Source organism: Streptomyces sp. NPDC024687, assembly GCF_055559055.1.
The window spans coordinates 66,090-84,559 of record NZ_JBVHLJ010000002.1 but is presented as its reverse complement, the minus strand read 5'-3'; the positions used below and the strand labels follow the sequence as shown (position 1 = coordinate 84,559).

At 71.2% G+C, this 18,470-nt stretch carries 21 protein-coding genes and 1 pseudogene; 11 read left to right on the top strand and 11 right to left on the bottom strand.

Features of this window, described 5'->3' with window-relative positions:
- Window positions 1-64: 64 nt before the first annotated feature.
- Window positions 65-271, bottom strand: a complete 207-nt coding sequence (locus ACZ39I_RS06815; protein WP_352385026.1) for a hypothetical protein — start codon at window positions 269-271, stop codon at window positions 65-67.
- Between the two features lie 220 nt (window positions 272-491).
- On the opposite strand from ACZ39I_RS06815, the gene ACZ39I_RS06810 reads away from it, so the two are divergent.
- A complete protein-coding gene (locus ACZ39I_RS06810; RefSeq protein WP_467243395.1) occupies window positions 492-2,741 on the top strand; it encodes an MMPL family transporter in 2,250 nt (749 codons plus the stop codon).
- Here the strand turns inward: ACZ39I_RS06810 and ACZ39I_RS06805 are convergent.
- Window positions 2,698-3,777: a PP2C family protein-serine/threonine phosphatase gene (locus tag ACZ39I_RS06805; RefSeq protein ID WP_467244349.1), complete on the bottom strand. Its 1,080-nt coding sequence runs from the start codon at window positions 3,775-3,777 to the stop codon at window positions 2,698-2,700. The two genes, ACZ39I_RS06810 and ACZ39I_RS06805, sit on opposite strands and share 44 nt — an antisense overlap.
- A gap of 56 nt (window positions 3,778-3,833) precedes the next feature.
- Entirely contained in the window at window positions 3,834-5,024 is a 1,191-nt protein-coding gene (locus ACZ39I_RS06800; RefSeq protein WP_467243394.1) for a glycoside hydrolase family 64 protein, read from the bottom strand.
- A gap of 332 nt (window positions 5,025-5,356) precedes the next feature.
- Between ACZ39I_RS06800 and ACZ39I_RS06795 the strand changes: the two genes are divergently transcribed.
- Entirely contained in the window at window positions 5,357-6,253 is an 897-nt protein-coding gene (locus tag ACZ39I_RS06795; RefSeq protein ID WP_467243393.1) for a GNAT family N-acetyltransferase, read from the top strand.
- Window positions 6,254-6,434: 181 nt separating this feature from the next.
- Here ACZ39I_RS06795 and ACZ39I_RS06790 read toward each other — a convergent pair whose 3' ends face one another.
- Window positions 6,435-7,334, bottom strand: coding sequence for a Gfo/Idh/MocA family protein (locus ACZ39I_RS06790; RefSeq protein WP_467243392.1), 900 nt, complete (start codon window positions 7,332-7,334; stop codon window positions 6,435-6,437).
- A 257-nt stretch (window positions 7,335-7,591) separates the two neighbouring features.
- Between ACZ39I_RS06790 and ACZ39I_RS06785 the strand changes: the two genes are divergently transcribed.
- Together ACZ39I_RS06785 and ACZ39I_RS06780 are read left to right on the top strand one after the other, a co-directional pair.
- The gene (locus ACZ39I_RS06785) at window positions 7,592-8,449 is read left to right on the top strand and encodes an aldo/keto reductase (RefSeq protein ID WP_467243391.1); all 858 of its coding nucleotides are present in this window, start codon (window positions 7,592-7,594) and stop codon (window positions 8,447-8,449) included.
- A 102-nt stretch (window positions 8,450-8,551) separates the two neighbouring features.
- Window positions 8,552-9,370 (top strand): SAM-dependent methyltransferase, encoded by an 819-nt coding sequence (locus ACZ39I_RS06780; RefSeq protein ID WP_467243390.1) that lies wholly within the window; start codon window positions 8,552-8,554, stop codon window positions 9,368-9,370.
- 402 nt (window positions 9,371-9,772) lie between these two features.
- On the opposite strand, the gene ACZ39I_RS06775 is transcribed toward ACZ39I_RS06780, so the two are convergent.
- Together ACZ39I_RS06775 and ACZ39I_RS06770 are read right to left on the bottom strand one after the other, a co-directional pair.
- Window positions 9,773-10,690 (bottom strand): helix-turn-helix domain-containing protein, encoded by a 918-nt coding sequence (locus ACZ39I_RS06775; RefSeq protein WP_467243389.1) that lies wholly within the window; start codon window positions 10,688-10,690, stop codon window positions 9,773-9,775.
- A 132-nt stretch (window positions 10,691-10,822) separates the two neighbouring features.
- Window positions 10,823-11,044 carry a DUF397 domain-containing protein gene (locus ACZ39I_RS06770; RefSeq protein WP_393598904.1) on the bottom strand — a complete coding sequence of 74 codons (222 nt, stop codon included), beginning with the start codon at window positions 11,042-11,044 and terminating at the stop codon, window positions 10,823-10,825.
- A 217-nt stretch (window positions 11,045-11,261) separates the two neighbouring features.
- On the opposite strand from ACZ39I_RS06770, the gene ACZ39I_RS06765 reads away from it, so the two are divergent.
- From ACZ39I_RS06765 to ACZ39I_RS06755, 3 genes and pseudogenes are all read left to right on the top strand, one after another.
- Window positions 11,262-11,813: an ATP-binding protein gene (locus ACZ39I_RS06765; protein WP_467243388.1), complete on the top strand. Its 552-nt coding sequence runs from the start codon at window positions 11,262-11,264 to the stop codon at window positions 11,811-11,813.
- Window positions 11,814-11,838: 25 nt separating this feature from the next.
- Entirely contained in the window at window positions 11,839-12,381 is a 543-nt protein-coding gene (locus ACZ39I_RS06760; RefSeq protein ID WP_467243387.1) for a hypothetical protein, read from the top strand.
- Window positions 12,377-12,828 (top strand): annotated as a pseudogene (locus tag ACZ39I_RS06755) (ABC transporter transmembrane domain-containing protein); the annotation flags it as partial. The gene ACZ39I_RS06760 and the pseudogene ACZ39I_RS06755, both read left to right, overlap by 5 nt.
- A 31-nt stretch (window positions 12,829-12,859) precedes the next feature.
- Here the strand turns inward: ACZ39I_RS06755 and ACZ39I_RS06750 are convergent.
- On the bottom strand, window positions 12,860-13,207 hold the full coding sequence (locus ACZ39I_RS06750) for a hypothetical protein (RefSeq protein WP_467243386.1): 348 nt from the start codon (window positions 13,205-13,207) through the stop codon (window positions 12,860-12,862).
- Window positions 13,208-13,380: 173 nt separating this feature from the next.
- Between ACZ39I_RS06750 and ACZ39I_RS06745 the strand changes: the two genes are divergently transcribed.
- Complete coding sequence (locus ACZ39I_RS06745) at window positions 13,381-13,623, top strand: DUF5133 domain-containing protein (protein ID WP_352385051.1); 243 nt, start codon at window positions 13,381-13,383, stop codon at window positions 13,621-13,623.
- A gap of 24 nt (window positions 13,624-13,647) precedes the next feature.
- Here ACZ39I_RS06745 and ACZ39I_RS06740 read toward each other — a convergent pair whose 3' ends face one another.
- Window positions 13,648-14,622, bottom strand: coding sequence for a GlxA family transcriptional regulator (locus ACZ39I_RS06740; RefSeq protein ID WP_467243385.1), 975 nt, complete (start codon window positions 14,620-14,622; stop codon window positions 13,648-13,650).
- Window positions 14,623-14,799: 177 nt separating this feature from the next.
- Between ACZ39I_RS06740 and ACZ39I_RS06735 the strand changes: the two genes are divergently transcribed.
- Both ACZ39I_RS06735 and ACZ39I_RS06730 read left to right on the top strand, forming a co-directional pair.
- Window positions 14,800-15,255 (top strand): hypothetical protein, encoded by a 456-nt coding sequence (locus tag ACZ39I_RS06735; RefSeq protein WP_467243384.1) that lies wholly within the window; start codon window positions 14,800-14,802, stop codon window positions 15,253-15,255.
- Between the two features lie 117 nt (window positions 15,256-15,372).
- The gene (locus ACZ39I_RS06730) at window positions 15,373-15,588 is read left to right on the top strand and encodes a hypothetical protein (protein ID WP_467243383.1); all 216 of its coding nucleotides are present in this window, start codon (window positions 15,373-15,375) and stop codon (window positions 15,586-15,588) included.
- Between the two features lie 8 nt (window positions 15,589-15,596).
- Here ACZ39I_RS06730 and tgmB read toward each other — a convergent pair whose 3' ends face one another.
- From tgmB to ACZ39I_RS06715, 3 genes are all read right to left on the bottom strand, one after another.
- Entirely contained in the window at window positions 15,597-16,571 is a 975-nt protein-coding gene (gene tgmB, locus ACZ39I_RS06725) for an ATP-grasp ribosomal peptide maturase (protein WP_467243382.1), read from the bottom strand.
- 16 nt (window positions 16,572-16,587) lie between these two features.
- The gene (gene tgmA, locus ACZ39I_RS06720; RefSeq protein WP_352385061.1) at window positions 16,588-16,779 is read right to left on the bottom strand and encodes a putative ATP-grasp-modified RiPP; all 192 of its coding nucleotides are present in this window, start codon (window positions 16,777-16,779) and stop codon (window positions 16,588-16,590) included.
- A 131-nt stretch (window positions 16,780-16,910) separates the two neighbouring features.
- Window positions 16,911-17,228, bottom strand: coding sequence for a YkvA family protein (locus ACZ39I_RS06715; RefSeq protein ID WP_467243381.1), 318 nt, complete (start codon window positions 17,226-17,228; stop codon window positions 16,911-16,913).
- Window positions 17,229-17,439: 211 nt separating this feature from the next.
- On the opposite strand from ACZ39I_RS06715, the gene ACZ39I_RS06710 reads away from it, so the two are divergent.
- The gene (locus tag ACZ39I_RS06710; RefSeq protein WP_467243380.1) at window positions 17,440-18,468 is read left to right on the top strand and encodes a hypothetical protein; all 1,029 of its coding nucleotides are present in this window, start codon (window positions 17,440-17,442) and stop codon (window positions 18,466-18,468) included.
- The last annotated feature ends 2 nt before the right edge of the window (window positions 18,469-18,470 follow it).

The window sequence follows — 18,470 nt, the reverse complement described above, 5'->3', positions numbered from 1 at the left end:
CCTCGGGAGTCTGACAGCCGCGGGGCCTGTTTCGATAGGGCGAGGACGACGGGTAAGTCCTCGATCAGGGCAGCAGTTTGTCGAGCGCCGCCGGGCCCTCCGCCTCCAGCTTGCGCCGGGCCCACTCGAGGCTGTGCGGGGTGATGTCCTTGCCCGAGGCAAGGATGAGGTCCTCCGGCGAGACTTCGGTGCCGGTACGGGCGTGGAGCAGGTCGTCCGGGGTGGTGCGGTCCTCGGACGGCCCGGATACGTCGGGCTGTGACGTCGGCATGATCTGTGCTCCTCGGATCCGGAGTCGCTGTGCGGTCCCGGTGCTGTGCAACGGGTCCGGTATCACCATTCAACGCCCGGGCCGACCCTGCATCCCGAAGCGCCCGGAGCGGACCCCGGTCCGGTGGCCTCGGCGCCGGGTGCGCCCGGGATGCCCGGATGATCGGAAAGGCGTGTAATGGGAGTATTGCTCCCCCGGGTTCGGCAGGGAAGACGATGCCATGTCCCGTACGCGAAACAGCCCCAAGGGCGCCCTGCGCAGACTGGGCGAGTGGTGCGCCCGGCACTTCGTGATCGTCCTGGTGGCCTGGCTCGTGGCCCTGGTCGCCCTGCAGACACTGAACCGGTCCTTCGGCGGGGACTACTCCGACAACTTCTCCCTGCCCGGCGTCCAGTCCCAGGAGGGCCAGGACGTCCTGAAGAAGCACGACCCGGCGGCCGGGGGGTACGGCAGTCAGATCGTTCTCCACGACGGTGACAAGGCGCTCACCTCGCTCGGCTCGCAGGTCTCCACGACCGTCACCGATCTCCAGAAGCTGCCGCACGTCCTGTCGGTGCAGAACCCGCTGTCCGTGCCCGCCTCGAAGGTCGGACCGCTGTCGTCGGACGCGAAGACGGCCTACATCACCGTCCGCTTCGACGTGCAGCCCTCGACCCTGGACGACGGCTACCTCCACGGTGTCGACAACGCCGTACAGCCTCTGAGGGCGGCCGGCGTCGACGTCGAGTACGGCGGCCAGCTCGGCGAACTCGCGCGCCCCGACGCGGACGACCGGGTGAGCGAGCTGATCGGATTCGCCGTTGCGATCGTCGTCCTGCTCGTCGGCTTCGGCAGTGTGATCGCCGCCGGAATCCCCCTGGTGACCGCCTTGATCAGTGTGATCGGGGGACTCGCCTGTCTCGGCCTGCTGGCCGCGGCGTTCACCTTCGCGACCGTTTCGCCCACCCTGGCCACGATGATCGGTCTGGGCGTCGGTATCGACTACGCGCTCTTCCAGCTCACCCGACACCGGCAGAGCCTGATGGACGGGAAGGATCCGGTGCACGCGGCCGGTGGGGCCACCGCCACCAGCGGACGGGCCGTCCTGGTCTCCGGCTGCACGGTGATCATCGCCCTGGCGGGGCTGTCCGTGTCCGGCGTCTCGTTCATCGCGAAACTCGGGCTCGCCGCCGCCGTCACGGTCGTCTCCGCCGTCCTGGGCGCCCTGACCCTGGTCCCGGCCCTGCTGGGACTGATCGGCACCCGGATCGACCGCTACCGGGTGCGCCGTCCGGTCGCCGAGACGAACGCCGCCGAGGGCGAGACGGCACAGGGGACGTGGCACCGCTACGCCCAGCGGGTCGAGCGGCGGCCATGGCGATACCTGGCCGCAGGCGTGACTGCGGTCGTCGTCCTCGCCATCCCCGTCTTCTCCCTCCAGCTGGGCCACATCGGTGACGGCGCCGACCCCACCTCCTTCACCGACCGGCGCGCCTACGACCGGATGACCGACGCCTTCGGCCCCGGCTCCAACGGCCCCCTCACCGTCGTCATCGACCAGACCTCCGTACCGTCGTCCCAGCGCTCGTCCCTCTCCTCCCAGGCGCAGAAGACGCTCGGCGGCGTGTCCGGCGCGGCCACGGTCACCCAGCTGACCCCCACCAAGGACGGGGACGTCCTGCTCGCCACCGTCTACTCCAAGCAGTCCCCGCAGAGCGCCTCCACCACCGACCTCACCAACCGCCTGGTCGACACCACTCTGCCCGCCGCGGTCTCCGGCACCGACGCCAAGGGGTACGTCACCGGCACGACCGCCGCCCAGGTCGACTTCCGCGACATCGTCTCCAGTCGGCTGCCGCTGATCATCGGCGTGGTCGTCGCCCTCGCCTTCCTCATCATCCTCGCGGTCTTCCGCGGGCTGCTCGTCGCCCTGAAGGCCGCCGTCCTCAACGTCCTGTCGATCGCCGCCTCCTACGGCGTCGTCGTCGCCGTCTTCCAGTGGGGCTGGGGCGGCCCCGCGCTCGGCGTCTCCGGCAAGGTGCCCATCGAGAGCTATGTGCCGATGATGATGTTCGCGATCATCTTCGGGCTGAGCATGGACTACGAGATCTTCCTGCTCTCCCGGGTGCACGAGGCCTGGCTGCGCACCGGGGACGCCAAGGCCTCCGTGGCCCACGCCCTGGAGATCACCGCCCGGGTCATCACCTGCGCGGCCCTGATCATGGTGAGCGTCTTCGCGGCCTTCATCATCAGCGACAACATCGTCGTCAAGATGCTCGGACTGGGCCTCGCGGTGAGCGTGCTGATCGACGCGACCGTCGTACGGCTGCTCATGGTCCCGGCCGTCATGACCCTGCTGGGCCGCCACGCCTGGTGGGCACCTCACTGGCTCGACCGGATGCTCCCGCACATCGACGCCGAGGGGGAGCAGGAGGCGGACGGGGCGGTCAGCGGGCCTCCGGGGCGACGGGCGCCAGAACGAGCATCGTGACGTCGTCCTGGAGTGCCGGGGCGTAGCGGACGAGGTCGGCCCAGACCCGCTCGACGAGATCCTGGGGCTCGTCCGTGAACCCGGTGATCCGGTCGAGCAGCGGGTAGAACACCCCGGCGGCGTTCCGTGCCTCCCACACCCCGTCCGAGGCCAGGAAGAGCCGGTCGCCGGGGTGCAGCGGGACCGTGACCCCGGTCGGCGGCGAGGCCTCGGACACGCCCAGACCGAGCGGGGTGCCCACCGGCACATCCAGTTCCACGGCCCGCCCGTCGCGCAGCAGGACCGGGCCGGGCTGCCCGCACGCCACGATCCGTACGGTCGTCGCGCCGGCGCCGAACTCCAGCACCACGGCCGTCGCGAACAGCTCCGAGTGCCGTACGGCCGCGGAGTCCACCACCAGCCTGCGGTCCAGCCGCGCGGCAACCGACTCGGGATCAGGCCGGTCCAGCACCGCCTCCCGGAAGGCCCCCAGCAGCGAGGCGACGGTCGAGACGGCGGACAGCCCGTGCCCCTGCACATCGCCCATGACCACCCGCACCCCGCAGGGCCCTTCCCGTACGTCGAAGAAGTCACCCCCGACCAGCGTCCCGCGCTGCGCGGCCCGGTACAGCCCCGCACACCGCACGCCTCCTACCCGCTCGGGCAGCGGCGGCACGACGGCCCGCTGCGCTGCCTCCGCGACCGCGCGCTCGGTCACCAGCTGGGCGTCACGCCGGCTGCGGACGTACGACACGACCACACTGAGCGCCGCGACGAAGCCCACGGTCAGCACATCCGTGCTGCCCGGATCGTTGAGCTGGAACGCCGGCACGTTCAGCACGACCAGGACCAGCGCCCCGAGCAGCGCGGTGGCCAGCGGCGGGTAGGACAGCACGGCCATCGGAGGGATGGCGCCCAGCAGGAACCCGATGTCGAGCGGGTGGGGGCTCACGAGGGTCGCCACGCACACCCCCGCCAGCAGCGCGGCGGGCAGTGCCCGCACCCAGCCCGGCGGCGGCGCGCCCCGCAGCCAGCTCCGCCGGTCCCGGTCGCGCAGTCCGCTCACACCACCACGCTGCTACGACCCGCCGGTCCCCGCACCCCGAACCGTCTCTAGAACGGGGTGAGTGTCAGCCGGATCCCGGTCGGCGCCGTGTCCTGGACGTAGGAGGCGAAGTCGGCCACGTCGTCGAAGGCGAAGCCGTACGCCTTGCCGTCCGCTGTGGCCGCGTGCACGGCCTTGGCGTAGTGGTTGGTGAGCGCGGTCCTGTAGAAACTGGTGGGGTCGGTGGTCGGCTGCGCGGCGGAACTCACCAGCGTCGACCGGTTGAACCCGGCACCGAGCACCGCCGCCACCGGCCCGGTTGTGCCGTCATTGGGAGCGGCGAGCGCGCCGTCGCAGAAGAGCACGTCCCGTGTCGAGGGCCGGGCGAAGGAGACCTGCGCGGGCCCGGTGAACACGAGCCGGTCGCCGCGCACCCGCCCGGTGAAGGTGCCCGCGTTCGTGGTGACGGCCAGGTCCCTGCCGGTGTAGGTGCTCCACACCTCGTCGATGTACGGCGCGAGGTAGCCCGCTGGGAACAGGCCGGCGTCCAGACCGTGACCGGGCGCGATGATCCGCGTGTCGTCCACGACGAGCGGCGCGAACTCCTGGACCTGGCGCACGGCGGCGAAGGCACCGGCCCGCCCGGAGGCGCGCAGGGTGCCCGTCGTCTGGTCCCGTGCCCCGGTCAGCCGGATGCTCAGCGGCACGCTGAACATGTCCACCATGGTGGTGTTGCAGAACATGCCGGCCGAGTTGTACGTGAATTCGGCACAGTCGTGCAGGACCCGGTAGTTGGGGTCCGAGGTCACCCAGCCGGCCGGGTACTGGAGGGCGGGGTTGCCGTTGCCGTCGGTGACGACCTTGAACTTCAGCTTCGCGCCCAGGGACACGTAGATCCGGCCGGACAGGTAGGGGAGCGACAGCCTGGTCTCGCCACTGCCGGCCAGGGTTATCGCGTAGTCGGTGTAACCGTCGGCGCCGTTGTCGGAGAGGGCGACCGGAGCGAGCGTGCCGTCCGGGGTGACACGGACCTGCCTGCCGTCCTGGTTGCCCACGATGTAGACGTGGACGTTCGCGTTGTCGAAGGCGCCGGTGTCGTTGACGACGGTCAGCGGCAGGGCTCCGGCCAACGAGGTGCCGTTGCTGTCGGCGAGGGCGTGGGGGGCCAGTGCGGCGAGGGCGGGCGCGGCGGCCATCGCCCCGCCGAGGGCGAAGAGGACCTTGCGGCGCCCGAGGTGGCGCTGGTGACGAGGTGTCATGTGGGGGGTCTCCTCGGAGAATTGAGAGCGCTCTCACGATGTGGACGAGTGTCGATGGTACGAACCAAGGGCTCGGCGGTATACAGGGCGGACGGCGTTTAACCCGGCCTTAAGGACCGTTTAAGCGGCGGCCCGGGACCGGACGCGCGCCGCGAAAAACGATGGACGCCGTTCACGAAGATCCCGTAGCGTGAGCGGCCACGCCCCGAACCAGCGGAAGGAGGCGAGTGCCGTGCAGTTCCCCACCCCTCAGCGCTCCCTCTCCGTCGCCCCGGCGTGCCTCGCCTGACCGGGAGCGCTCCCCGCAGCACATCTCCCGGAGGAATCCACCCATGACCGAGCTGGTCATCCGCGCGCTCGACGAGCGCACAGCCCCTGTCTTCGACACCCTTCCCGACCCTCTCGGCGCCGGCGAGTCCCACCGCGTCACCCGGCACCGCCCCGACTGGAAGCGCGTCGCCCTGCGCGACGGCAAGGTCGTGGCACGCGGCGCCTGGTGGGGCGGCCCCGACGACACCGTCCCCGTCAATGTCAACTGGTTCGACGTGGCCGAAGGGGAGGAGGAGGCCGGCGCCGAACTCCTGCGCACCGCCCCCTGGCAGGTGGAGCTCGAGTTGAATATGCCCGCGGGGTGGCGCGAGGACCCCGGGCTGCGGGCCGCCGCCGAGACTCGCTTCACCGCCGCGCACAAGGCCGGGTACGAGCTTCTGGTCGAGCGGTTCCTGTACCGGTGGACACCGGAGCACGCTCTGCCCGAGCGTCCCGGACGCCTGGAGTTCCGGCCAGAACCGGACGACGCGGTCTTCTTCGACCTGCTGCGCCGCATCCACTCCGCCACCCTCGATGCGCACGCCCTCACCGCCATCGAGGAGGACGGACTCGACCGGGCCGCCCAGGAGGAACTCGACTTCTTCCACTGGTGTCCCTCGCCCCGCGAGTGGTGGCAGATCGCCCACACCCCGCAGGGAGACGTCGCCGGAATCCACATTCCGGCCCACAACCCGTCGGGACCCTGCGTCGCGTTCATCGGCGTGGTGCCGGAACACCGCGGACACGGCTACGCCTACGACCTGCTCGCCGAGTGCACCCACTATCTCGTCGAGCGCGGCGCCGAGTTCGTCTCCGGCGCGACGGACCGGGGGAACTTCCCCATGGCCGCGAACTTCGCCAAGGCGGGCTATCCCGTCGTACGGGAACGCCTCAACTACCGGCCCACGCAGACCGCCTGAGCGCTCGTCCGGCATCGACAGCCGGCCCGGCTGTCGATGCCGGCGGCGACGAACCGGTCGGGGACACCCTGATCTACGGAGCCGACTTCCCGTGGCTGTCGGGCCGATCGGTCCCGTGCTTGAGTCCCCCCCCCGCACATCGAGGGCGACCGGGCCTGGTACCGGAGACTGAGCTGCCGGCCTACTCAGCCGGCACGCCCGTTCCGCCGTCCAGCAGGGTCTCCGCCTCGACGAGGATCTCGGTGACCCGCAGACCGAACGCGGCGTCGCACGGGTGGGGCCGGCCGGTGCGGGCGGCGGCGAGCAGTCCGTCGGCGGCCCGGACCACGGCGGGCACCACACCCTCGGACGACTCCGGGAGCTGGACGACTCCGCCCGCGCCCCGCAGTTCGACGCCGGCTCCCGCGGCCGCCGACGGAGCCGTGAGACTCAGCGTCAGGGTGCTCGACGCGCCGCTGGTGTGCCGGAGGACCAGATGGACGGTGTCGCCGGGACCGTGCGCGGCCGCCGCCACCTCACGCACCTCGCCCAGCACCGGCAGCAGCACCGACAGAGCGTGCGGACCCACGTCCCACAGGGCGCCCTTCTCCTGCCGCCACGGTGAGTCGGCGAAGGGGCTGTCGTCCGTGAACACCGACCCCAGCCATTCCGCGCGCGCCGTGAACCAGCCCTCCACGCCCGCCTGTTCACCGATCCACGCCTCGGTCTCGGCGAGGAAACGCGAGGTGAAGAACACCACCGAGGCGACCTGGGACTCCCGGACGGCGTCGACCACCTCCCGCCCCTGCTCGACCGTCGTCGCGAGGGGCTTGTCCAGCAGCAGATGGCGCCCCGCCCGCGCGGCCCGCGCCGCGAGGGATGCCTGCACGGCCGGCGGCAGGGCGACGGCGACGGCGTCCACGTCGGCGAGCAGCGCGTCGACATCGTCGTAGGCGCGCGTGCCGTGCTCGTCGGCCAGTTCCTTGGCGGCCTCCGTGCGACGGCCCCACACCCCGGCGAAGTCCAGCTCCGGATGCGCGCTCAGCGCGGGAGCGTGAGCCATCCTGGCCCAGGGACCGGTACCGAGCAGTCCGATGCGCATACCGCCGCCTTTCTCGCCGTACTGCCGAACCTCACGACGACCGGACTGGACCAGCTGCCGGTCCAGGCGAGGGTTTCACACGGACACCGCGGACACGCAACCCCGTCTCGCCCCCCGGGCGACCGGAAGCGGCAGGTTCGGGATTCAGTACTGCCGTCGCTGGATGCGTTCTCATTCTTCTATTGGACCTACGGCGTGTGCGCGACCAGGCTGGTGAGGGCTTAGTTCCGCGTGACAGGCGAAAGAGGTCCAAGGCCATGCACACCCGCCGCATCGGTGATGTCGAAGTGAGCTCGATCGGACTCGGCGCCATGCCCATGTCCATCGAGGGACGGCCGGACGAGGCACGCTCCATCGCCACCATCCACGCCGCACTCGACGCGGGCGTGACCCTGATCGACACCGCCGACGCCTACCACCGGGACGCCGACGAGGTCGGTCACAACGAGACCCTGATCGCCAAGGCCCTCGCCTCCCACGACCGGGGCGGTGACGTCCTCGTGGCCACGAAGGGCGGGCATCTGCGTCCCGGGGACGGCAGTTGGACGCTCGACGGCAGCCCCCGGCACCTCAAGGAGGCCTGCGAGGCCTCGCTGAGCCGGCTCGGTGTGGAGGCGATCGGGCTGTACCAGTTCCACCGCCCCGACCCCCGCGTCCCCTACGAGGAGTCCGCCGGCGCGGTGCGCGACCTCCTCGACGAGGGCAAGATCCTCCGGGCGGGCATCTCCAACGCGAACCCCGACCAGATCCGGCTGGCCAACGAGATCCTCGGCGGCCGACTGGTCTCGGTGCAGAACCAGTTCTCCCCGGCCTTCCGCTCCAGCGAACCGGAACTGCGTCTGTGCGACGAGCTCGGCATCGCCTTCCTGCCCTGGAGCCCCCTGGGCGGCATCTCCCGTGCCGGTGGACTGGGCTCGGCGCACGCCCCGTTCGCGCGGATCGCAGAGAAGTACGGCGTGAGCCCGCAGCAGGTCTGCCTGGCCTGGATGCTCGCCAAGTCGCCGGTGGTCGTGCCGATCCCGGGCGCGAGCCGCCCCGAGACGATCCGCGACTCCTTCGCCGCGGCCGGTCTCGTGCTCGACGCGGACGAACTCACGGAGCTGGACGCCGCCTGACCCCTCGTTCACCCCCCTGTGGACTGGCACCGGCGATCGCGGTGTCCCTAGGATGGACTCCCTGTCCTGCCGGGCCAGTTGGCGGCACAAGCTGGGGGAATCATGAGCACCGGTAAGAACCTGTCCACATCGATCGACGCCTCGGTACCCACGGCCGCGCGTATGTACGACCACTACCTCGGCGGCAAGGACAACTACGCGGCCGACCGGGCCGCCTGCGAGGAGCTCGACAAGGTCGTCCCGAGCACCCGCAGGCTCGCGGTGAACAACCGGCGCTTCCTCCAGCGGGTGGTGCGCACCCTCTCGGCCGAGTACGGCATCCGCCAGTACCTGGACCACGGCTCCGGCCTGCCCACCCAGGACAACGTCCATCAGGTCGCCCAGCGCATCGACCCCACCACACACGTGGTCTACGTCGACAACGACCCGATGGTCCTCGTCCACGGCCGGGCGCTGCTGCAGCAGGACGATCGGACCACCGTCATCCACGCCGACATGCGGGAGACCGACGCGATCTTCGCCCACGAGGACACCCAGCGGCTGATCGACTTCTCGCAGCCGGTGGCCGTGCTGTTCAACTCGGTCATGCACTGCATCCCGGACAGCGAGACGGACGGGCCGGCCGCCGTGGCCCGACGGGTGAGCGAGCGGCTCGCGCCCGGCAGCTTCATGGTGATGTGCCAGCTCGTCAGCGAGGACCCCGAGGTCCGCGACTTCGTCACCGACTTCATGGACAAGGCGACCCAGGGCCATTGGGGCCGGGTCCGCCAGGAGAAGGACGTCGCCGAGTGGTTCGAGGGCCTGGAGATCCTCGAACCGGGTCTCGTGGAGGTCTCCACCTGGCGCCCCGACACCGACGTGGCCCCCCGCCAGCTCACCCACGAGTGGATCGAGTTCGGAGGCGTGGGCCGACTGAGCTGACCCGGCCACGAACGCCCCTGGCACGACCGCGAGGGTCCCACGCCGGGGGCGTCCCCGAGCCGCCCTCTGGACTCCGGACGCTGGTCGCTGGTGGGACGGCTTCTACGCGGACCGCGCCAAGCCGGTCCGTTCTTCGTGGCGAAGCGGGCGAGAACTTGTTGTCGTACCTCGACCGTGGCCTGGTCGCCGTCGGTCGCGCCCTCGATCCCTACCGTCCCCGTCGCCTTGGCCGAGGAGCGTACGCACGGCGGCAGCCGACGGGCGCTTCCTGCGCGGTGACGCCTTCACGCTGTCGGGCGCCGAACTCCGCGGCATCTACGACCTGACCTACGACTCCGCCAAGTGCCGTTCGAGAAGCGTCGCAGGCGCGAAGAGCCGCCCGAGCCCCCGGCCTAGGTCAACTCAGGCGCCGTAGCGCTCGTCCCTCGTCTTGGTCAACATCGCCAGCGAGTCCCGGGGTTCGAGCGCGTCGTCCGCCAGCCGGTCCAGGGCGAGCCGGTACTCCTCCGTCTCGTCCCGGTCCTCCAGGAAGTTGGCGCTCTTGATGTGCTCCAGGTAGACGACGTCCGGCAGATCGAACCCGCCGAAGCGCAGATAGGTGATCGGGATGGCGGGAGCGGAGGCGTTCGTCACGTCCAGGGGAATGACCTGCACCGTCACATTGGGGCGCTGGGCCATCGCGATGAGGTGGGTCAGCTGTTCCCGCATGATCTCCCGGCTGCCCAGTACCCGCAGCAGCACCGACTCGTCGATCACCGCCCACAACTGCGGGGCGTCCTCGCGCAGCAGCAACTGAGCGCGCCGCATACGCAGTTCGACGCGGCGTGCCACCTCGTTCGACGCAGCGGCGGGCAGACCGCGCTCCACCACCGCACGGGTGTAGTCCGGGGTCTGCAGCAGGCCGGGAACGTACTGGATCTCGAAGGTACGGATGGCCGCGGCGGCTTCCTGGAGCCCGACCAGCCGGTCGAACCACTCGGGCATCAGCCGCTTGTCGTACCGCTGCCACCAGCCCGGGTCACCGGCGCGCTGGAGCAGCTTGAGGAGCACCGAGGACTCGTGGTCCCCGGTGCCGTACAGCTCGAGCAGGGCGCGGACGTCGCTCTCCGACGGGGGCCTACGGCCCTTGCCCGACTCGATACGGGACAGCTTGGCGGGACTGAACCCGAGGGCCCGCGCCGCCTGGTCCTGAGCGAGCCCGGCATCCTCGCGGAAACCCGCCAACTGCACGCCGACCAGCATCTTCAGCAGCGTGGGAGCCGGCTCGGTCCGGTCCAGATACGGTTCCAGGCGGGAGATGCGGTGGGACGCGGCAGACATCCTGACTCCCAGTAAACCGGCATAGAGACGACTCACACTATCGCACGCAGCGTGGGCGCAGCGCACCATTCCGTAGATGCCGGTGGCGGCCCGGGAGTTCGGGCCGCCGTCGCCCCTGGGGGCTCCGGCACCTCACAGGAGGTGGTCGAACTCCCCGTCCTTCGCGCCGGCGAGGAACGCCGCGACCTCGGCCGGTGTGTAGACCAGCGCGGGGCCGTCGGGATCACGGGAGTTGCGCAGCGCGACGCCGCCGTCGACCAGTGAGGCCACTTCGACGCAGTTGCCCTCGGCGTTGCTGTGACGGCTCTTGACCCAGCGGGCGTCGAGCGAACTCGCCCGCACTCCGTTCTGCACTGGCACTGCAGTCTCCTTGCTGTTCACGATCTGTGCCGGGCGCCGTGCCCGGCCGTGCGGGGCGGGACAGGGGCGCGCAACCGCAACCCTCGTGGCCCCACCCAATCTTCGCGCAATTTCTCGTGCAATTGCACGCGGACGCCTTCAGCGTGGATAATAGCTGCGGCGTCAACCCCCGCGGTTGCGCCCCGTCTTGACGTCGCATCAAGGAGATGCCGTGTCGTCACCTGCGAATCACGTGCTCCGGCCGCCGAGCCAGGCTGTGCCGGAGGTGGGTGATGCCGGCCCGGCCGGTGCGACCTCGGGGCGTCCCGGCCCCACCCACCCGCAGCGGCGGCCACCGGTGCTCGGCCCCTTCGTCTCCGCCGCGCTGCTCGTCCGGTGCAGTGCGGAGGGGTTCGCCCGGGCCCGGGCCTTCACCCGCGAGACGCTGGGCGGCTGGTCCCTGGACCACCGCAGCGACGACGCCACCCTCGTGATCACCGAACTCGCGGCCAACGCCGTGGCCCACGCGGTCCTCAGGCCCGCGGCGGACGGTGTCCCCGAGGTGTGGCTGGGGCTGTCCTTCGATCCCGCCCATCTACTGGTGACCGTCTCCGACCCCGGTGACGAGCCGCCCGCGTACACGCCCGACGACGCCACCGCCCTGCGGGAGCACGGCCGGGGCCTGTACATCGTCGACACCCTGGCTCAGGAGTGGGGCTGGACCTCACGGCCCCCCGCCGGAAAGACCGTCTGGGCCAAGCTGTCGACCACCCCTCCTCCCTGACATGACCGCGGAAAGGTTTCACGCCATGCGCACCGCTCCGGACCAACCGAGCAACGAGCGCACCAGCTGCCCCGTGCCCACGACCGGGGTGGCGCGGACCACGCCCCTCGCGGCGCTGAGCCGGGTGCCCTGGGGCGAGATCCAGGACTCCACCGGCTGCGCCGCGGCCATCCCCCTGCTCCTCAACAGCGTGGCCTGGGGGGACCCCGAGACCGCCGGCACCGCACTCGGCGACCTGCGCAGGCGCATCTGTCAGTACGGCTTCGTCGTGGAGCAGGCCACCGCCGCCACCGTCCCCTTCCTCTGGGAGCTGGCCCAGCTGCCCCAGGTGACCTGCCGGGCGGAGATCATCCAGCTGCTCAGGAGCATCGCCGGCGCCCGCCAGTGGGAGAGCACGGCGGCCGTCTATCCCAAGCTGCTCAACCACCGGGAGAACCCCGTGGTGTGGGAGCGCCGGGCCCGCCAGGCCGTCCGCGCCAAGAGCGGCGTCATCGAGCGGCTGATGGCCGACGACGACAGCGAGATCGCCCACGCCACCACGGAACTCGCCCGCACCCTGGACGAGTAGGAGTGGCGCCGGTGTGCTCCAGGTCAAGGTCGTGCGGGACGTCGAGACGGTCGAGCAGATGGTGCAGCAGACCGCGGAGACCGGCCTCGGTGCCACCACGGTGCTGATCGGCGGACTGGTCATCATCGCCGTACGGACACCGGAGTTCGTGCCCGTCTTCCTCGTCGTCCTCCCGCCGCGGCTCTCGTCCGGGGCCGTCTCAAGGCCCGGCTGCGCACCCACAATGAGCACTTCCGGCACGAGGTGGAGACCCTCTCGTCCCGGGGCACCGCGATGGCCCGCCTCATCCCGGTCACCCGGGCCCATGGCCTGGAGGGCAAGGCGCTGCGCCGCATCGACGGCACCCTCAGCCGCCTGTTGACCTCCGGGATGCGCCTCGTCCTCGTCAACGGTCGCTTCGGCTCACTGGCCTGGGTCGTGCTCAACGTGGTCGGCGTGCTGGTCCTCACCGCACAGGTCGCCTGAGGCGCGCCGGACCTCAGGCCACGCTGCTTCGCGGCACGCGGCGTGGGCACGTCGAGTCGTGGTCGGTGCCGCAGCTCGTCCACCAGCGTTCACAGCACGCGGTGTCGAGTTCGGCACGGACGATGTCGTCGGCGGCTCCCGCACCGGGCCCGTCAACCCTTGCGTGCATTTCGGCCAGAGTGTGTCGCTGGTCCTGGAGCACGCTCTCGCGCACGACCGCGATGACCGGGACCAGGCTCGCGGCGGCGAACAGACACGCGGCCCACGGCGGGCCCTGGCGCAGCGTGAGAAACGCGGTCCAGGCGAGTCCGGTGCTCGTCGCGAGATAGAGGGCGCTGAGGAGACCTGCGGAGCGGTTCATGGGCGTATACCGTTCATGTGCGAGGGATGCCCCTTGTTCAACGGTTTGCGGCCCTTCGGGAAGCGGGTCCGCCCGCACGGTATTGCGCCAATCGCATGCCGGGGAGCGGCGGACGGGATTGGGCCGGCGCGGAGGGGGCATACGCAGCGAAAAATTCGAGAGAGGGGCGCTTCGTGCTCGTACCGGACCCGAAGACCGTCAGAACCCTGCTGACCCGCTATGCGTCACTGAGGATCGCTCAGGCGGAGAGGGAGACTCCGGCGACGGTTCGTGAGCTGGCGGACGTCAGTTACACCCTGTGCGTGATGATGGGCACCACCGACGTGCGGGAAGCGGTCGCCAGGGCGGATGCGCTGCTGCCGGCCGCAGGGTGCGCGGACCCGGAAGGTGAAGGCAGCCTGCCGCTGGCGGGATGAGACCACGCCGGGCCCGGCGGGCGGTCAGAGGCGAGCCGCCGCCGGGACGGCGTCCTTCGCGTGGAAGGCCGCGCGGTACGCCTGCGGGGTGGTGCCGACGACCCGGCGGAAGCGTTCCCGGAACGCCGTGGGGGAGCCGAACCCCGCCTGCCGCGCGATCCGTTCGACCGGGTGGCCGGTGTTCTCCAGCAGGTACTGGGCGCGCCGCACCCGGGCCCGCAGCAGCCACTGCAGAGGGGTGCTGCCCGTCTGCTCACGGAAACGGCGGCTGAAGGTGCGCTCGCTCATTCCCGAACGGGCCGCCATCGCCCCGAGGGTGATCTCGTGGGCCAGGTTGTCCTCGATCCACTCCAGCAGCGGCTCCAGCGTCGAACCCCGGGGCACGGGCGGATGGTCGTACACGATGAACTGGGCCTGGCCGCCCTCCCGTTCGAGCGGCATCACCGACATCCGGGCGGCGTGCGCGGCGACCGCCGAGCCGAGGTCCCGGCGGATCATGTGCAGACACATGTCGAGGGCCGCGGCCGCACCCGCGGAGGTCAGGAGCTGACCGTTGTCGACGTACAGCACGTCCGGCCGGACCTCGACGGCGGGGAAGCGGCGTGCCAGGTCGTCCGCGGCCACCCAGTGCGTGGTGGCGCGCAGCCCGTCGAGGAGTCCGGCCTCCGCCAGCACGAACGCGCCGACACACACGGACGCGATCCGGGTGCCGGCGGCCGCGGCCTCCCGCAGCGCCGAAAGGACCCGCGGTGAGGGCGGTGCGGCGGTGGGGGAGCAGCCCGGCACGATGATCGTGTCCGCCTCGGCGAGGGCTTCCAGTCCGTGTTCGACCCGCAGGGTGAAACCGCCGTCCGCGCGGACCTCCGGTGACTCGGCGCACAGCCGGACCCGGTAGGCGGGACGGCCGTCGGGCAACCGCGTCCAGTCGAACACCTGCATGGGTGCCGCCATGTCGAAGGGCACCACATCGTCGAGAACCAGGATCGCCACGGAGTGCATGACGGCCACGATAGGCGGGTTCCCGCCACCGTCACGACCACGGGTGCAGGCAGAAGTGCTTGTCGGGCGCGTTGGCGGGAATCCGTTGGAAGCTGTCGTTTCAGCCCCTATGTGATCATCCGGTGGGTTCCTAGGGTGGGCGGGCACCGACCGCACCGGAGAAGGACACGCCATCCCATGACCAAGTTCCTGCTGGCCCTGCACGTCCTCGTCGCCATCGTCGCCGTGGGGCCGGTGACCGTGGCGGCCAGCATGTTCCCGCCCGCGGTCCGCCGGGCCCACGCGGAAGAGGCCGGCGTCGGCACGGTACGGCTGCTGCACCGCATCTGCCGGGTCTACGCGGGCATCGGCGTCGCGGTCCCCGTCCTCGGTATCGCCACCGGAGCCGCGATGGGCGTGCTGGGCGACGTGTGGCTGACCACGTCCATGACTCTGACGGCCGCGGCCGCCGGGGTCCTCGCCGCCTTCGTCCTGCCCCGGCAGGGCGAACTGCTCGAGGAGCTGACCGGACAGGGCGGCGTCGAACGCAGCGCCACCGTCCAACTGGCCGTGTTCACGGGCATCTTCAACCTTCTGTGGGCGACCGTGACCGTCCTGATGATCGTGCGCCCGGGGTCCACCACCGGCGCATGACCGCCCGTGGGCCGTCAAGCCCGACACCGGAATTCGTACGTCGGTGTGTTCGGGCGCCTAGACTCGGCAGTCGTGCCCACGCGCGTGGGCCCGCGAAAACGAAAGGCGCGTTGACGGGTGTTCCAGGATTCCCCCATCTACGACCGACTCGTCGCCGAGCGCGGCGACGTCCCCGCTCTGACCCGCAGGGAGGCCGAGCGCGTACGCAGGGAACTGGAGTACGTCATGCGGCCGCTGCAGTCCTTCATGTCTCCACCCGTCCCCGACCGCCCGGCCTCGCCCGGTCAGGGATGGGTGCCGGCCCTGCCGCCCGCCGCCCCGCGGCCCTACTGAACCCGGGCTCAGGACACCGCGGAGTTCGCGCCGTTGGCGCGGGAGCGCGGGTCCGGACCGGGCCGGGCCAGCCACTCGGCGATGCCGCGTGCGATCGGCTGGCCCGTCTCCACCTCGATGAAGCCGAACTGCCCGGACTGGTTGCACTCCAGGAACCACCAGGTTCCGTCCCCGTCCTCGGCGAAATCGAAGGCCCCGTAGGCGAGTTCGGCCGCCCGGAGATAGTCCCGGACGGCCCCGGCCACGCGCGGCGGGACTTCCGTGGGCTGCCAGGAGGACGTGGACGGGGCGAAACGGACATCCACCTCGTCGTCCGCCCCGGTGACCTTCCGGGCGGCCAGCATCGTCTCGCCCACGACGGTCAGGCGGATGTCGGCCCGTTTGGCCACCCGCCGCTGCAGCAGGGTCGGGCCGTATGCGACGGCCGCGAAGTCGGCGTCGGGTGCGACCCGGCTGGTCGGCACCGCCCGCGGCGGATCCTGCGGGTGCGCGCCGGAGACCGGCTTGACCACCAGATCGGGATAGCGCTCGGCGAACTCGCGGGCGGCCTGCGGGAACGTCGTCACGATCGTGGCCGGGACGGGCAGCCCGCAGCGCTGGGCGAGCCGCAGCTGCCAGGGCTTGTGTCGGGCCCGGCGGGCCGCGTCCGGGTGGTTCATCCAGCGGGCCTCGCTGCCCCGGAGCATGCCGTACAGCGCCTGGGCGGACTCCTCGGTCAGCCAGTCGGAGGGCGCGGCCGCCCGCGCCGCGGGGGTGCCTGGACGGCGGACCCAGATCGAGCGCAGCCCGGAGATGCCCACCAGGCGGCCGCCGACCGACAGGTGGCCGCGGAAGCTGCCGTGGACGTACTCCCCGGACAGTGCGACACCGTCGGTCAGGTCGGCAGGGTCGAGCCGGACCACCGGTACCCCCGTGGCGTTGAGGTGCACGACGACCATGTCGGCCGTCACGTCCTCTTCGCAGGTAAGAATCAACACGGTCATCGGACGCGGGCCGTGTTCAGTCGTCGAAGTGAGTCTTGGAGCCCGCCGTGCTCGTGGTGGTCCCCAGTTCCCTCATCAGCGCGTGGTCGCGGGCCGCGACCCGGCCGTCCCTGAGCACGTTCAACTGCAGCCCGGAGTCGTAGACGTACGGAGTGGTCGCCTCCAACGTCGCTGCCGGACGTGCGTAGTTGAGCGCGAACGGTTGCATCGTCTCTCCCTCGCCGGTACTGCCTCTCACCGACGGCCTCTCCCCACGACGCCGTCAGGTCAGCCGACTTCCTTCGGCTTCCAGAGACTTATACGAATCGAACGAGTGATTGGTTTCCTTACACTGCGTAATCACGGTCGGCGGGACGTCTCCCGCTCCCGCCCGTCGAGCCGCAGAGCCGCCCGGTCGGTGGCGGAACCGCGCAGCGTGCGCAGGGCGAGCAGCAGGACACCGATGTCGTCGAGGTACACCGGGTCCGGCACCAGATCGGTGGGCAGCACGAAGTACAACAGGGCGCCCCAGAAGACCCAGCGGGGCCCGGTGGGAAGTCCCGCCCGCCGCAGACCGCGACGGGTCCTCACGAGCCGCACCAGCAGCCCCACGGCCACCGCGAGCGCCAGCGCCGCGAGCACCGCGACGACGACGATCAGTGCTGTGGTCGAATCCACGGGCCGACCTCCTCCTCCGGGCGCCGAACGGCCCGCTGTCTGACGGATTCCCGTATCCGGTCCCCCTATGGCTCACCGAGGGCCCTCTCACACCCGTGGCTCATCCGAGTGGCACGCCGCCGGGTACCCGCTTACGAATGGGTCATCTCAATGTCGCGGTCGCACGCCGGGGGCGCGTAGGAGCGACCGCACTCTTTGTCTGGAGCAGAGCATGACCACCGGCCCGACAGCAGCTCACCCGAACGAACCCGGCATACCGATGGACCGGTCGTACGGCGATCCCGTCGGCGACCTGGTGCGTGCCGCCGTGGCCGACCGTCCTCTGGAGGACGTCGTCCACCTCATCACCCTGATGGAACAGTCGCCCCAGTACGCGCAGGCCACCGTCGCGGCCCTGCGTACCGTCGGCGTGGACCGGTCCGTGGAGGACGTCACCCGGCTGGTCGCCCTGCTGACCCGGCCGCCACGGGACGCGGACAGCGCCGACGAGGCGATCCGGGCCGCCGCCGAGTCCCGTCCCGTCGAGGACGTGACCCGTCTGGTGGCCCTGCTGAACCGGTCCGAACTCCAGCCGCACTGCGGGCAGGAGGCGGTGCGTGCGGCGGCGACCGGCCGGCCCGTCGAGGAACTCGTCGAACTCATCGGGCGATTGGCGACGGAGCCCTCCCCGCAGCCGTCGTACGAGGCGCACGACCCGTACGGCGAGGAGTGGCGGCCCGAACCGGAGGTGCCGGGGCCGGGCGCCTTCCCGGCCCCGCCACCGCATCCGCCCGCGTCGGTGCCGACCCGAAGGACATCGGTCTGGCCGGCCAGGGTCGCCGCCCTGGCACTGCTGGTCTGCGGTGTCCTGTGCTTCCCGGCGCACCCGGACGGGGCGTCGCCGCAGGTGTACGGGTTCGCACTCGGGGTGTCGGCCCTGTGCGTCCTGCTCGCCCTGCTGATGCTCCGGCCCGTCCTCGCGGTGCTGGCCCTCGCGGTCGTCGTGCCGGCCGGGATCGCCGCGGGCCAGCTGCTCGACGGACGGTTCCGCTCGGCCGGGCTTGCCCGAGCCGTGGAACTTCCGCTCGCGCCGGCCTGGCTCGCGGGAACGGCGGCCGCGTGCGCGTCGCTGGCCGCGCTGACCGCTCTGGTGGTCCACCTCGCGTCCCCGGCACCTGCGAGGAGCGGCCCGACGGAGCGGCGGATCGTGGAGGCGCTCCGCGAGACGGCCGACGCTCCGCTGTCCGCCCAGCGTCCCTGAAG